This window comes from Amycolatopsis sp. CFH S0740 (assembly GCF_004522315.1).
Taxonomy (GTDB): domain Bacteria; phylum Actinomycetota; class Actinomycetes; order Mycobacteriales; family Pseudonocardiaceae; genus Amycolatopsis; species Amycolatopsis nivea.
Window position 1 is genome coordinate 153,922 of the sequence record NZ_SDLS01000009.1, and the last position, 12,880, is coordinate 166,801.

Consider the following 12,880-nt stretch of genomic DNA (forward strand, 5'->3'; position numbering starts at 1 on the left):
CTGTCTACAAGTGTGGACATATTCCGATTTTCCTGCGGGAGTGTTTAGTCTGGGCTGGAAATGCACTGTTGACCATGGGATCGGCGTCGGTAACTACTCCGTTTGCTAATCCGATTAATCGGGTACGGTACGACGGACGGGAGGCGCGATGATCACCTTTGCGGTGCACGGCATCGGGAAGCCCCAGCGGGCCCTCGATCCCGGTGAGGATGAGCGGTGGATCACCGTGCAGCAGTTCGACGCGCTGCTGGACGTCGTCTCGGGGACGGGTGCGCAGCTCACCTTCGACGACGGGAACTCGTCGGATGTCGAGATCGCCTTGCCGCGGCTGGTCGAGCGCGGGCTCTACGCCGAGTTCTTCCCGTTGGCCGGCCGGGTCGGCGAGCGCGGGTACGTCGACCGCGCCGGGCTGCGGCAGCTGGTGGACGCGGGGATGCACGTCGGATCGCACGGCTGGGACCGGCTGGACTGGCGGAGGTTCGACGGTTCGTTCGCGGTGCGCCGGGAACTGGACGACGCGCCGAGGTTGCTGGAGCAGCTGAGCGGTACGCCAGTGCGGCGGTTTTCGCTGCCGGAGGGCCGGTTCGACCGTCGGGTGCTGACGCATCTGCGCGACGCCGGAGCGACGCGCGTGTACGCGAATGTCGGCGGGGTGCGCGGGGCGGCACTGGTGCGGTCCCGGACGGAAATCCGCTCGGACTTGAGCCCGCGATGGGCCGAGGCAGTGAGCCGCCGTCCGCGCCGATTCACCGGACGCTGGGCGTCGAGGCCCGGTCGGTAACCGGTCCTCCATTCGAGACGAGTCTTCACGGACTGCTCGCTTCGGCGGGAAAAAACACCCTCTTTTGGCGGGTTGTGACCGCATCCGTTCGGCGGCATCCTGAGCGCGCGCCGCCGTAAGGAAAGTTTCCTAATAAACAGGGAGCGTCGATGCGGAAACTCGTCCTGCTCGCGATTCTGGCGATAGCCGCCGCCGTCCTGCCCACCGCGCTCGCCTCCGCGGCGACCCCGGCTCGGGAAGCGGTCCAGGCGGGCCCGACCGCGGACCAGATCCTCGCCAAGGTGGCGTCCTGCAATCAGATCTCCAACGGCAAATACCAAACCGACGAAGACGCCGGCAGCGCGACCGTCCCGGTCTGCGACGCCGGCAAGGCGGTCTTCTGGAAAGCCGACATGGACATCGACTGCGACGGCCAGCGCACCACCGAGTGCAACGAGAACACCGACTGCTGCTTCCTGCCCGACACCGCCTTCCCGCAATCCGACGGGAAACCGCTCAACGCCGCCAAGCTGCCGTACATCGTGGTCCCCAGTTCGAGCAGCATCTGGAACTACGAAAACTCCGGCCTCAACGGCGGCGGTTCCTGCGCGGTGATCTACAACGGCAAGGTCGAATACGCGGTCATCGGGGACACCGGGCCGAACAAGATCATCGGCGAAGCGTCGTACGCGACGGCCAAGGACCTCGGCATCAACCCGGACCCGAAGAACGGCGGCGTCGACTCCGGCGTGACGTACGTGTGCTTCAAGGACTCGGCGGTGAACCCGATCGAGGACCACGCCGCGGCGACGAGCACGGGCGAAAAGCTGGCGTCGGAGTTCGTGGGCGGAAACTGAGTTTTTCGCTCGCCTGGCCCGGACCTCCGCTCCCGGCGCGTAACTTTCGCCCGGTTTTCCGCGATTGGCCCGTTAGCGCGGAGAAAGGCGGGCGATGACAGGCAAGCTGGTGAACCTCACGGTGCACGGCATCGGCGCACCCGGGCGCGCGCTGGATCCGGGCGAAGACAAAACGTGGGTACGGGTCGACCAGTTCGAACGGGTGCTGGACGCGGTGGCGGGCCGCCCCGAGGTTCGGCTGACGTTCGACGACGGGAACGCCTCGGACGTCGAGATCGCGTTGCCGAGGCTCGTCGAACGCGGACTGCACGCGGAATTCTTCTTGCTGGCGGGGCGAATCGGCCGTCCGGGATCGGTCGGCGAAAACGGAATCAAGCACCTTTTGGACGCCGGTATGGCCATCGGTTCGCACGGCTGGGCGCACCGCGACTGGCGGCGGCTCAGCGGCGGCGAGGTCGATCAGGAACTCGCGGAGGCGCCGGAAGCGCTCGCCCGGCAGACCGGCGCACCGGTCCGCCGGGTCGCGATCCCGTTCGGCTCCTACGACCGGACTGTCCTGCGTCGGCTGCGTGGCGCAGGCGTGACGCGGGTGTATACGAGCGACGGCGGCCCGGCGCGAGAACAGGACTGGCTGCAAGCGCGGACGAGCCTCGCGCACGACCTCGATTCCGCCTGGATCGAGGATGTGCTCGGCGGGGCGCCCGGGCTTCGCCGCCGGGCTCGGCGGGGCGTCGCGAAGCTCGTGAAGCGGTGCCGCGGCTGACGGGTTTCTTCGTTGCCGCCCAACAAAGTCCGTCGTAACAGGCGGGGTGCCGGGCGCGACATTTCGTTCGTGAGTGAGCAACGGTTCCGAGTGGCGATCGTCATCGTGACGTACAACAGCGCCGACGTGCTGCCGGGATGCCTTGCCTCGCTGCGTGACGCGGCCAAGGACACGTGCCTGGTCGACGTCGTCGTGGCCGACAACGTGTCTTCCGATGACACCGCGGAGATCGCCAAGCGCGGCTGGGACGTTCCAGTGACGCTGGTGCAGACCGGACGCAACGGCGGGTACGCCGCGGCGGTCAACGCGGCGATCGAAGATCTGCGGAATACCGAATTGGACGGCATTTTCGTGCTGAATCCGGACGCTCGCCCCCAGTCGGGAGCGATTGCCGTTCTCGCGAACGCGCTGGAGTATCCGCGGCGCGGCATCGTCTATCCCCGTTTGCTCAACGCGGACGGCAGTCTCCAGCCTTCGATCCGGCGCGATCCGACCGTGCTCCGGGCCCTCGTCGAATCGATCTTCGGCGGCAGCCGCGCGGGCAGATGGGGCACGATGGGCGAGCTGATCACGGATCCGATGCAGTACGAGTACGCGCGTCCGGTGGCCTGGGGCACCGGGGCGGCGATGCTGATCGGGGCGGACGCGCTGCGCGAGATCGGCCTGTGGGACGAATCTTTCCTGCTTTACGGCGAGGAGACGGAGTACAGCCTGCGTGCGAAGGATTTCGGCTGGCAGCCGTGGTATGAGCCGGCCGCGGTGGTCGAGCACATCGGCGGGGAGTCCGGCACCAATCCGGTGTTGTGGGCGCTGCTCACCGTCAACCGGGTCAAGCTTTTCCGGCGGCGCAGGGGACGGCTGTCCTCGGCGGCGTACTTCGCGGCGGTGGTGCTCGGCGAATTTCTCCGTTCGCTCGGCGGACGGCGGACCGCGAGAGCCGCTCTCGTCGCGTTGGTGCGGCCTTCGCGCCGCCTGACCGCACTGTCGGCCTGAACGTGGTGCGCGTCGTAGAGTTCGACCGCCTCACCGCCCGGGAACTGGATGCCTGGCATGCGTTGCGGGCCGGCAATCCGAGCCTGGACAGCCCGTACTTTCACCCGGAGTTCGCAGCGGCAGTGCACGCGGCTGGACCGGCGGTCCGGGTCGCCGTCGCGGAGAACGCCAAGGGAGCCGTTGTCGGGCTCTTTCCGTTGCACGTCAACGGATCCGCGGTGCGTCCGGCGGGCTGGCCCGCAGCGGACTTCCAAGCTCCGATCCAGGCGGAGGGCGGCCGATTCCCCGTCGAAGAGCTACTTCCGGCTCTGCGGGCCAGGACGTTCGCCTTCGACCATCTGCTGGGTTCGGCCGAGTTCGAACGGTGGATCGAAACTCGGCGCGCGTCGCCCTACCTCGACGTCACCGGTGGGCTTGAGGGCTACCTGGCGCGCGCGTCCCGCAGCGGCAAGGACAACATGGGGCAGGCGCGGCGCCGGTCGGCCAAAGCTGCCCGGGAACACGGTTCGCTGGTGTTCACGGCCAGTTGCGCGGATCCCGCGGTGCTGGACGAGGTGATCCGGCTCAAACGCGAGCAGTACGCCGCGACCGGCGCCAGGGACTACTTCTCGGACCCGGCGCGGATCGCGCTGCTGCATCGGCTTCTGCGCACCAGGGAAGGCTCTTTCCGAGGGGTGCTCTCGACTGTCCACATCGGAGGCGAACTGCTCGCAGCGCACTTCGGCATCCAGGACGGCCACGTGTTGCACTGGTGGTTCCCGGTCTACGACCCGCGATTCGCGCGGCTGGCCCCCGGTTGGATCCTGCTGCGGGAAATCGTTCGGGCCGCGCCGGAAACGGGCGTTCAGCGGATCGACCTCGGCCGGGGTGAGGACGAGTACAAGCGGCGGGCGATGACTGGTGAGGTCTTGGTGTGTCAGGGCGAGATCGCGAGTGGGGAGCTGCTCGGTCTGGTCCGTCGCGCGGGCAGGCAGGCGGTGACGGTGGTGAAGGGTTCGCCGATTGCGCCGCAGCTGCGCAGTGTGCTGCGGCGCTTTCGGTGAGCGTCAGGACGCCAAGCCGAGGCCGGTCCAGGCGAAACCGGAGCGGCGCAGCACGTCCGAGTCGAGCAGGTTGCGGGTGTCGACGACGATCGGCCGCCGTACGACCTCGGCCATCCTGGCCCAGTCCAGCGTCCGGAACTCCGGCCATTCGGTGAGCAGGATCAGTGCGTCGACGTCCTTCGCCAGCGCCAGCGGGTCTTCCACGAGGCTGACGTCGCCGAGTTCCGGCCGCATCGTGTCGGCTCCCAGTGCCGGGTCGTAGCCGACGAGGTCCGCGCCCGCTTGCCGCAGCAGCGCGGCGACCGCGAGGGCGGGGGAATCCCGGACGTCGTCGGTGTTCGCCTTGAAGGTCAGTCCGAGCAGACCGAACCGGAGGTGCGCGAGGGAACCGCCGCGGCTTCCGGTCACCGCCATCCGGATCTTGTCGACGATGCGCTGCCGTTGCCGTTCGTTGGTGTCGATCGCCGCGCGCAGCAGGCGGAACTCGAAGTCCGCGGAATCGGAGATCTGCAGCATCGCCCGGGTGTCCTTCGGCAGGCACGAGCCGCCCCATCCGGGTCCGGGGCGGAGGAACGCCTGCCCGATCCGGCGGTCGTAGCCCATGCCCTCGGTGATGTCCGAGAGGTTGGCCCCGAGCCGTTCGCATAGTTCGGCCATAGCGTTGACATAGGACAGCTTCATCGCCAGGAAACAGTTGGCCGCGTACTTCATGAGTTCCGCGCTCGCCGCGTCGGTCAGCACGGTGGGCGCGCCCAGCCGCGCGTAGAGCCCGGCTACCCGCTCGGCCGCGTCCTGCGCGTCGCTGCCGACCACGATGCGGTCCGGCCCGAGAAAGTCGCGCACCGCGGTTCCTTCGCGGAGGAACTCGGGATTGCTGACCACCGCGACGTCGTCCCGGCGGAGGAGTTCCTCGGTGCGTTCCGCGGTGCCCACCGGCACGGTCGACTTGTTCACCACCACGGCCCCGGACGGCAGGCGTTCCCGGATCTCGTCGACGACGGCTTCCACGCTCGACAGGTCCGCGACCCCGCCGACGCCCATCGGGGTGGGCACGCACAGGAAAACCACCTCGAGATCGGCGTCGACCGCGGCCGCCGCGCCGTGGACGAACTGGAGCCTGCCCGCGGCCAGTCCCTCGGCCACGAGGTCGGCGAGCTCCGGTTCGAGGATGTCGACTTGCCCGCGGGCGAGCCGGTCGATCTTGTCCGGATCGACGTCAGCGCACACCACGCGGTGCCCGAGCGAAGCGAGACACGCACCGGTGGTGAGCCCGACGTAGCCCGTTCCGACTACCGCGATCCGTCTGGCGAACATGTCAATTCTTCTCCTCGTCGAACAGGTCCTGATAGACCGAGAGATAGGCGCGGGCCTGCGGAGCCCAGTCGAGCTCCCGCTCCGCGCGGACCCGGCCGGCCTTGCCGAGTTCCGCTCGCCGTTCCGGATCGTCGAGCAACGCCACGAGTTCGGCCGCGAACGTGGCCTCGCGGCCCGGCTCCACGTAAACCGCGCAGTCGCCCGCGGAAACCACGGTTTCGGTCAGCCGGTAGGCGAGCACCGGCAATGCGAACGCGAGGTATTCCATGGTCTTGTTCATCGTCGAAAGATCGTTCAACGGGCTGTAGGGGTCCGCGGAGAGTCCGACGTCCGCGGTGGAGAGGTAGTCGGCGATTTCGTCCGGGCCGACCCGGCCGGTGAAATGCACGTAGTCGTCAAGGCCCATTTCGGTGCATTGCTTGCGAAGATCCTCGAGGCAGTCGCCGAAGCCGAGCAACGCGAACTCGACGTCCGTCCGGCGGTGCTCCCGCACGATCCGCTCGACGATCCGCAGCACCCCGTCCACCCCGTCCTGCGGCCCCATGATTCCCAGCCACGCCACGAGATAGTCCTTGCCGCAGCGGAGTTCGGGATTCGGCGACCTCGGCCGCATGACCGAGGTGTCCGGCCCGGAGCGCACGATCGTGGTGTGACCGAGCGGCACACCACCGCGCTCGACGGCGATTCGCCGATAGGAAGCGTTGGTGGAAACAACCCGGTCCGCGGTGCGGAATGTCCTTCGTTCCAACCAATACAGGCCCTTGAGCTGCACACGCGCCGCCAGGTTCGCCGGCTCCCCGAACCGGGAGCGGAACACTTCCGGGTTCAGGTCGTGGTGGTCGAAGACGAACCGCACGCCGCGGTGTCGCCAGAGACGGGCGAGGGCCCAGTAAGTGTCGGGCGGGTTGCACGCCTGGATGACGTCGAAGTGCTTGCGCTTCCACACTTTCCGCGACAGCAGCGCGGTACGCAGCCAGCAGTAAGCGAATTCGACCAAATAGCTCACCACGCCTGAGGCATTCGGCGGCGGAGCGTACTTGTAGAGGTGCACTCCGTCGAGCACCTCGTACTCCGGGTCGTCTGTCCCTTGTGGACAAATAACCGAAACCTCGTAGCCCGCGGCGGTCAGCGCACGGCATTCCAGCCACACCCGGCGGTCGAGCGGGACGGGGAGGTTCTGCACGATGATCAGTACATGGCGTCGCGACACCGGCGACCTCATCTCCTGTGACAGGGAGCAGACGCTTCTTATTCGCTGCCGCGCGCCCTTTTATTACGCACATCTCGGTAACGGAAAGGGCAGTCGCCGCGACCTAACCGCTGGCTGTCCCGAGAGAGGCATTCAGATGGCGCATGGCGAGGCCGAACCGAAGCTGCGAGCGGGAGATCGAGTGCGCGTCCGCAGCGCCGAAGAGATCCTCGCTACGCTCGACGAACGGGGTCGGTCGGCCGGTTTGCCCTTCATGCCCGAAATGCTCCGTTTCGCCGGGCAGGAGATGCGGATTTACAAACGGGCTGACAAAACGTGCGACACGGTCACGCCCAGTACCGATCACCGAAAACTGGAACGCACCGTTCATCTTGCCGGTGCGCGCTGTGACGGAAGCGCGCACGGCGGCTGCCAGGCGGCCTGTTTGCTTTTCTTCCGGGAGGAATGGCTCGAGTCGGCGCCCGCGACGTCCGCGTACTGCGGAGCGACGATCGAGACCCTGAACGCGGACACCACGGCGGAACCTGGCGAGGACGGCACGGAGCGCTACCGTTGCCAGGCAACGGAACTGCTCAACGCGTCCGAGCCGATGAGCGCCTACTCGGCGGGGCAGTACCTGGACGACATCCGCTACGGCAACGAGAAACCGGCAGTGGTCGTCCGAGGACTGCTTGTCGTGCTTTTCAACAAGTACCAACGGCTGAGCAGGCGGCTGCCAGCGCGGCTGCGCATCCGCGGCGGCGAGACGTACCCGTTCCTGCGGGGCAGCGGACCGTCCGGGCCGAAGCCAGAGCCGCTCGGGCTCGCTCCCGGCGACCTGGTCGAAGTCCGCGGCAAAGAAGAGATCCTCCGCACCCTGTCCTCGGCGAACAAGAACCGGGGCATGCTCTTCGACGTGGAAATGCTGCCGTACTGCGGACAGCGGGCGCGCGTGTTGAGCCGGGTGGAGCGGATCATCGACGAGAAGACCGGCCGGATGCTGCGCTTGCGGGACTGCGTCGTGCTCCAGGACGTCTTCTGCCGTTCGCTCTACCACCGGTTCTGCCCCCGGGCGATCTACCCGTACTGGCGGGAGGCCTGGCTGCGCCGGGTCGAAGACTGATCACGGCCGTACCCGTTTTTTGATCACCGATTTCCGGTGATCTATTTTCGCCTGCCCGCAATGGCTTGTGTTCATGGTGCGAAGCTGATTAGTGTGCCGAGTCGTTACATTTCTTCTTGGCATCGACACGATCACAGTGGAGTAAACGCACCATGCGTAAAATCGTTCTCGCCGCAGCCGCCTCCGGGGCCGCGGCGGTGTTCCTGACCGCCTGCCAGCAGAAACCCGAGGCCGTCGGCGTCAGCGTGCCCGCATCGCCGGCGGCCGTCACCTCGTCGACTCCGGCTCCGACCTCGGCTGCCACCACGACCGCGGCTCCGGTCGAGCACAGCAAACCCGCGCAGACCCCGGCCGCGTCCGCGACGATGGGAGCTTCCTCACCGGCGGCCAAACCGTCAGCGACCAGCGCCCCCGCCGGCACCAGCGGGTACGGAGTGTCCGACGAATCGCGCCTCACCCCGTCCGGATCGATTACCGCCAAATCCGGCCAGGTGATCGAAAACCTCGACATCGCCGGACGCGTGCTCATCGGCGACGGCGTGCACGACGTGGTGATCCGCAACTGCCGGTTCACCGGCGACGGCACGGTTCCGTGGGGGATCGACACCGAGGGCGACGGATCGGTGTCCGCCGACCACGTCACCATTCGCGGCGACTACACCGACGCCGGAATCGGCTACCACAACGTCACCGTTTCGCACGCCGATATCTACGGGATGACGAACGACGGCGCGAAGGTCGGCAACAACTTCTCGATCACCGATTCGTGGATCCACGATTTCACCCCGGCCACCGGCGCGCACGCCGACGGCCTCCAGATCATGGAGCGCGTCGCGAACGTGCTCATCCAGGGCAACGTCATCCAGCCCGGCCTCGGCGGGCAGTGGAGCAAGAACACCGCGGCCGACCGTTCGGTCAACTCGGCGATGATCCTCAACGACAGCATCGACCGCGGCACCGCGGGCCGGATCGTGGTCGACCGCAACCAACTCGGCGGGGGCGGCTACACGGTCTACTTCGGGGTCCCCGGCGACACGCAGTTCACGAACAACCGGTTCGTGCGCAACAGCTACCTCTGGGGTCCGGTCGAGCCCTCGGCCAAGGCGGACATCTGGTCCGGCAACTCGTTCACCGACAACGGAGCCGAAGTGCTGCCCTGAGCGGCGCGGCGGCGGTTCCGCAGTTTCCGGGCGCTGAAGATCCAGCTGAACAGGATGACCGCCACGAAGACCGCGCGCAGGTAATTGATGTGGTGTTCCGGATAGAGCACCCCCTCGACGTACCGGTACATGAACGGGCGGTCGTCGACGACCTGCCCGTCCTTCGCTCTCGCCCAGTTCTCGACCGTCGTCACCGGGCAGCCGACCGCTACGTAGAGGGTCAGCACCGCCCAGCCGACGTAGAGCGCGTGCGGGATCGCCATCCACCACCAGCGCGCCGCGAGCAGCCCGCCGATCAGGAGATAGAAAAGAAGAGCGAAATGCAGCACTACCATTGATGTGGCGAGCAGCGCGTACATGTCGCTCCGCCTTTCCCGTGCGTGTGCGCTACTTGCCGCTGATGCGGCCGGCGAGGTCGACGAGCGCGGGCGGGGCCCAGCGCTTGGCGACCTGGCGGAGGTTGCTTTGCCACGATTCGCCCGGCCGCTGCTTGAACACCGTGGTGTGGTCGTCGTGGACTTCCTCGGCCGGACGGCCGTTGGTGTAGTAGTAGAGCGCCATGGACCGGCGGGCCCGGTCCGGCGGGCAGGTCAGCGGGTCCGGATGGCCGTGGTTGGCGTCGTCGGTCGTCGCGAAGAGCACGAACCGGTTGAACACCGGGAGGATCTTGTGCGCGCATTCGGACATGTCCTGGTTCCACAGCTGCAAATGCCCGCCGTAGGACTCTTCCCAGTCCTTGTTGAGGTACAGCAGGCCGTTGAGCCTGCGGTCGAGGTCGAGCCTGCGGTGCCGGTTGAAGTCGACGTGGACCTTCAGGAAGCCGCCGGGGCGGATCTGGTGCAGGCCGCCGCCGTCGAAATGCGGGTCGGGGACGAGGTGCTCGATGCCGCTGATCCGCTCGAGGAAATCGGTGAACACCTGCCCGTTGAACTCGGCGAGGAGTTCCCGGGTCGCCGGGCCCATCCGCTCGGTGTCCGCGAGCGCGAGCTTCACCTCCTGCGAGGTGTCGAAACTCTGCCACTCCGCGTCCCGCGGTTCCGGGAATTCGGCGAGAACGGGCTCCAGGACCTCGGGCGGCAAGAAGTCGTCGATGACGATGTGCCGGAATGGTTGCGCGGTAACGAACTTCTCGTGCAGCCGGTCGGCCATGGGCAACAGTTCGTCGCGGCGGAAAGTGAATTTCCGGACTTCCTGCATAGTTTACCGTCCTTTCCTGGCGGACTCGGGTCGCGGTGCTTCGGTGCGGATTTCGTGCGGATCCGGAAGTCTGCTGGTGTTATCGGTCGACCATTCCGTTTCGTTCCCTCGAATGCGCCGGAACCACGCGATCGTCCGATCAGCGAGCACAACGGCGGCGAAACACGCCGCGTCGGCGACCGGGACGGAGCCGCCCCGAACGAGGTCCGCCAGCGTTCGCAGTCCGGCTTCGGCACCGGGCGGAGCCGGATGCCCCAGCTGGTCCAGCTGCCGGTGCCCGAGCCGGACGCGAGCCCGGCGGCGCACGAGAGCCCGGACTGTTGCAGCAGGCCAGACGGTGGAACTGGCCCCGGACGCCACAGTTTTTCGCGCGGCCGGGATGACGCGGTGCACCCAGGCGTCGTCGGCGAGGACGTCGGGCATCGGGAACGCCAGCGCGTGCCCGTCTTCGTTTAGGGCGTAGACGCCCGAGCCGACTCCTGATCGACGCACCGACGGCAGCTGTGCCCAGGTGCGGTGCGCCCGCGAGACGACGGGACCGAGGCCGTCGAGTTCGAGCTTCGGATGCGGCGTCGCCATGGCGATGTCCGGTGCCGCGAGCGCCTCGACGAGCGCGCGCACGTCCTTGATCGACAACACCACGTCCGCATCGACGTACAGCCGCGGGTAGCCGGTCAAAGCTTCGTCGCCGATACGCAGCGCGGCGACCTTGCCCGGGGTGGCCGTTTCGAGCACGGTGACGCCGGCGGCCTCGGCGACGGCAGCGGTCCGGTCGGTGCACGCGCTGGCCACGACCACGATCTCCAGTTCGCCCGGAGCGGCACCGGTGCTCAGCGCGCGCAGCAGCCGGGGGAGCGTTTGTTCTTCGTTGTGGGCGGGGATCACCAGGTGGGCGCGCGGATTCATCGCTCAGCCCTCCTTCGCCGACAAGCTGCCGAGCTTGCCTTTCGCGAGCAATTTCGCGACGCGCAGCGATTCCCGGAAAAGCTGCCGGTCGATCAAGCGCAGCAGCACGAGATAGCTCACCGCGACGACGACGAGGCTTACGCACAAAGTGGCGGGTACCGCGAAACCGGCGGACGTCTCGAGCACCTCGTGCACCAGCCAGCCGAGCGAGGTGGACGGCACCCCGGCGGCGACCGCGGGCCAGATCGCGCGAAGCCAGTCGCCGAGGCTGAACGCGGCGACCCGGCCGATCGCCGCGACCTGGAACGGGGTGAGCAGGAGCGTCGCGATCGAATACGCCGCGGCCACTCCGGTGACTCCCCACGGCAGCCCGGCGAAGAACGCCGGAACGCAGACCAGCAGCGGGATCCAGGACCAGCGCAGGGCGAGGTCGGCCCGCCCGAGCCCCATGAACACCGAGCCGCCCGGGGTCGTCAGCGACTCCAGGATCCCGGTGGTGGCCAGCGCGATGACCACCGGGACCGCGGGCCCCCATTCGGGCCCGAAGACCGTGGTCACCACGTCCGGCGCCAGTACGGCGACGGCGAGCATGCCCGGCACCACGGGCACCGCGATCACCTGCGTCACGCGGAGGAAGAGCCTGCGAATGCGGAGCGGATCGTCTTGAATCCGGGCGAAAATGGGAAACGCGACCCGGTTCGCCACGTTGCCCAGCAGGCTCACCGGGACCAGCATGATCCGGTACGGCACCATGTAATACGACAGCGCGGCGGCGCCGAGAAAGTGGCTGACCACGACGTTGTCGGCATTGCGGCCGACGTAGCCGAGAGCTTGCGAACCCAGCAGCGGCACTCCGAACCGGCGCACGTAGCGCAACGCGGAGCGGTCGAGCACGAAGGCGGGCAGCCCGGCCGCGCCGAGCCAGATCAGCAGGACCAGCGCGTCCGTGCAGACCTGCTGGACCACCAGCGCCCAGTAGTGCATCCCGAGTTCCGCGGCGGCGATGCCGATTCCGCCGCCGAGCAGGGTGGCGATCACCTCGCCGAGGGACAGCGCGCGGAAACGCAGATCGCGTTGCAGCCGGGCGGCCGACACGATGGTCAGTCCCTTGAGCACCGGTCCGATCGCCAGCACCATCAGCACCGGACGCAACTGCGGGATGTCCAAGAAATCGGCGATCGGGCCCGCGAAGGCCACGGTGAGCAAGCCGACGAGGGTGCCGAGCGCGGTCACGGTCCAGAACGCGGCGCCCTCGTCCTGCCTGCGCAGTTTCGCCTTTTGCACGATGCCGGTGGCGAGCCCGGTTTCCAGGAGCACCGCGGTGAGCGACACGTAAATGGTCGCCGCGCTCGCGACGCCGAAATCGACGGGACCGAGCAATCGCGCGAGCACCAGCGCGAACCCGAGCCGGCCGAATTGCCGCGCGATCATCGCGATGATCGTCCACCGGGCCCCGTGCGCGGCGGTGGCGGCCTCGGTTTCCCCGGGCAGCACCGGCTCGGGTGCGGTGGGCTGCCCGGCGCCCGGGCGGTGAACTGTCACAGTAGTCGTCTTCCGCCCGATTCCGGTGGGACA

14 protein-coding genes are annotated in these 12,880 nt (G+C 67.8%); 7 read left to right on the forward strand and 7 right to left on the reverse strand.

What is annotated here, in order from left to right:
* The first annotated feature begins 148 nt into the window (after nucleotides 1–148).
* The 5 genes from EIZ45_RS18030 (at nucleotide 149) to EIZ45_RS18050 (ending at nucleotide 4,416) form a co-directional block, all read left to right on the forward strand.
* Nucleotides 149–781, forward strand: coding sequence for a polysaccharide deacetylase family protein (locus EIZ45_RS18030; RefSeq protein ID WP_037816349.1), 633 nt, complete (start codon nucleotides 149–151; stop codon nucleotides 779–781).
* A 149-nt stretch (nucleotides 782–930) separates the two neighbouring features.
* Nucleotides 931–1,617: a glycoside hydrolase family 75 protein gene (locus tag EIZ45_RS18035; protein WP_043827704.1), complete on the forward strand. Its 687-nt coding sequence runs from the start codon at nucleotides 931–933 to the stop codon at nucleotides 1,615–1,617.
* A gap of 94 nt (nucleotides 1,618–1,711) precedes the next feature.
* The gene (locus tag EIZ45_RS18040; protein ID WP_134663700.1) at nucleotides 1,712–2,380 is read left to right on the forward strand and encodes a polysaccharide deacetylase family protein; all 669 of its coding nucleotides are present in this window, start codon (nucleotides 1,712–1,714) and stop codon (nucleotides 2,378–2,380) included.
* A 69-nt stretch (nucleotides 2,381–2,449) separates the two neighbouring features.
* Nucleotides 2,450–3,373: a glycosyltransferase family 2 protein gene (locus EIZ45_RS18045; RefSeq protein WP_134663701.1), complete on the forward strand. Its 924-nt coding sequence runs from the start codon at nucleotides 2,450–2,452 to the stop codon at nucleotides 3,371–3,373.
* A 2-nt stretch (nucleotides 3,374–3,375) separates the two neighbouring features.
* Complete coding sequence (locus EIZ45_RS18050) at nucleotides 3,376–4,416, forward strand: GNAT family N-acetyltransferase (RefSeq protein WP_240690670.1); 1,041 nt, start codon at nucleotides 3,376–3,378, stop codon at nucleotides 4,414–4,416.
* Between the two features lie 3 nt (nucleotides 4,417–4,419).
* Here EIZ45_RS18050 and EIZ45_RS18055 read toward each other — a convergent pair whose 3' ends face one another.
* The 3 genes from EIZ45_RS18055 to EIZ45_RS46855 all read right to left on the reverse strand — a co-directional run bounded on the left by EIZ45_RS18055 (nucleotide 4,420) and on the right by EIZ45_RS46855 (nucleotide 7,343).
* Nucleotides 4,420–5,730 carry a UDP-glucose/GDP-mannose dehydrogenase family protein gene (locus tag EIZ45_RS18055; RefSeq protein WP_134663702.1) on the reverse strand — a complete coding sequence of 437 codons (1,311 nt, stop codon included), beginning with the start codon at nucleotides 5,728–5,730 and terminating at the stop codon, nucleotides 4,420–4,422.
* 1 nt (nucleotide 5,731) lies between these two features.
* Entirely contained in the window at nucleotides 5,732–6,913 is a 1,182-nt protein-coding gene (locus EIZ45_RS18060) for a glycosyltransferase family 4 protein (RefSeq protein ID WP_240690671.1), read from the reverse strand.
* 130 nt (nucleotides 6,914–7,043) lie between these two features.
* A complete protein-coding gene (locus EIZ45_RS46855) occupies nucleotides 7,044–7,343 on the reverse strand; it encodes a hypothetical protein (RefSeq protein ID WP_240690672.1) in 300 nt (99 codons plus the stop codon).
* A gap of 21 nt (nucleotides 7,344–7,364) precedes the next feature.
* On the opposite strand from EIZ45_RS46855, the gene EIZ45_RS18065 reads away from it, so the two are divergent.
* Together EIZ45_RS18065 and EIZ45_RS18070 are read left to right on the forward strand one after the other, a co-directional pair.
* On the forward strand, nucleotides 7,365–8,042 hold the full coding sequence (locus tag EIZ45_RS18065; RefSeq protein WP_240690673.1) for a hypothetical protein: 678 nt from the start codon (nucleotides 7,365–7,367) through the stop codon (nucleotides 8,040–8,042).
* A 152-nt stretch (nucleotides 8,043–8,194) separates the two neighbouring features.
* Complete coding sequence (locus EIZ45_RS18070; protein WP_134663705.1) at nucleotides 8,195–9,202, forward strand: right-handed parallel beta-helix repeat-containing protein; 1,008 nt, start codon at nucleotides 8,195–8,197, stop codon at nucleotides 9,200–9,202.
* Here the strand turns inward: EIZ45_RS18070 and EIZ45_RS18075 are convergent.
* From EIZ45_RS18075 to EIZ45_RS18090, 4 genes are read right to left on the reverse strand one after another with little or no spacing between them, the layout of a single operon-like run.
* Entirely contained in the window at nucleotides 9,112–9,561 is a 450-nt protein-coding gene (locus EIZ45_RS18075) for a DUF2784 domain-containing protein (protein ID WP_037816342.1), read from the reverse strand. The genes EIZ45_RS18070 and EIZ45_RS18075 overlap by 91 nt on opposite strands.
* A 28-nt stretch (nucleotides 9,562–9,589) precedes the next feature.
* Nucleotides 9,590–10,399, reverse strand: a complete 810-nt coding sequence (locus tag EIZ45_RS18080) for a 2OG-Fe(II) oxygenase (protein ID WP_051729186.1) — start codon at nucleotides 10,397–10,399, stop codon at nucleotides 9,590–9,592.
* Between the two features lie 3 nt (nucleotides 10,400–10,402).
* Nucleotides 10,403–11,305: a glycosyltransferase gene (locus tag EIZ45_RS18085; RefSeq protein WP_134663706.1), complete on the reverse strand. Its 903-nt coding sequence runs from the start codon at nucleotides 11,303–11,305 to the stop codon at nucleotides 10,403–10,405.
* A 3-nt stretch (nucleotides 11,306–11,308) separates the two neighbouring features.
* Entirely contained in the window at nucleotides 11,309–12,847 is a 1,539-nt protein-coding gene (locus tag EIZ45_RS18090; RefSeq protein ID WP_134663707.1) for a lipopolysaccharide biosynthesis protein, read from the reverse strand.
* Nucleotides 12,848–12,880: the final 33 nt, after the last annotated feature.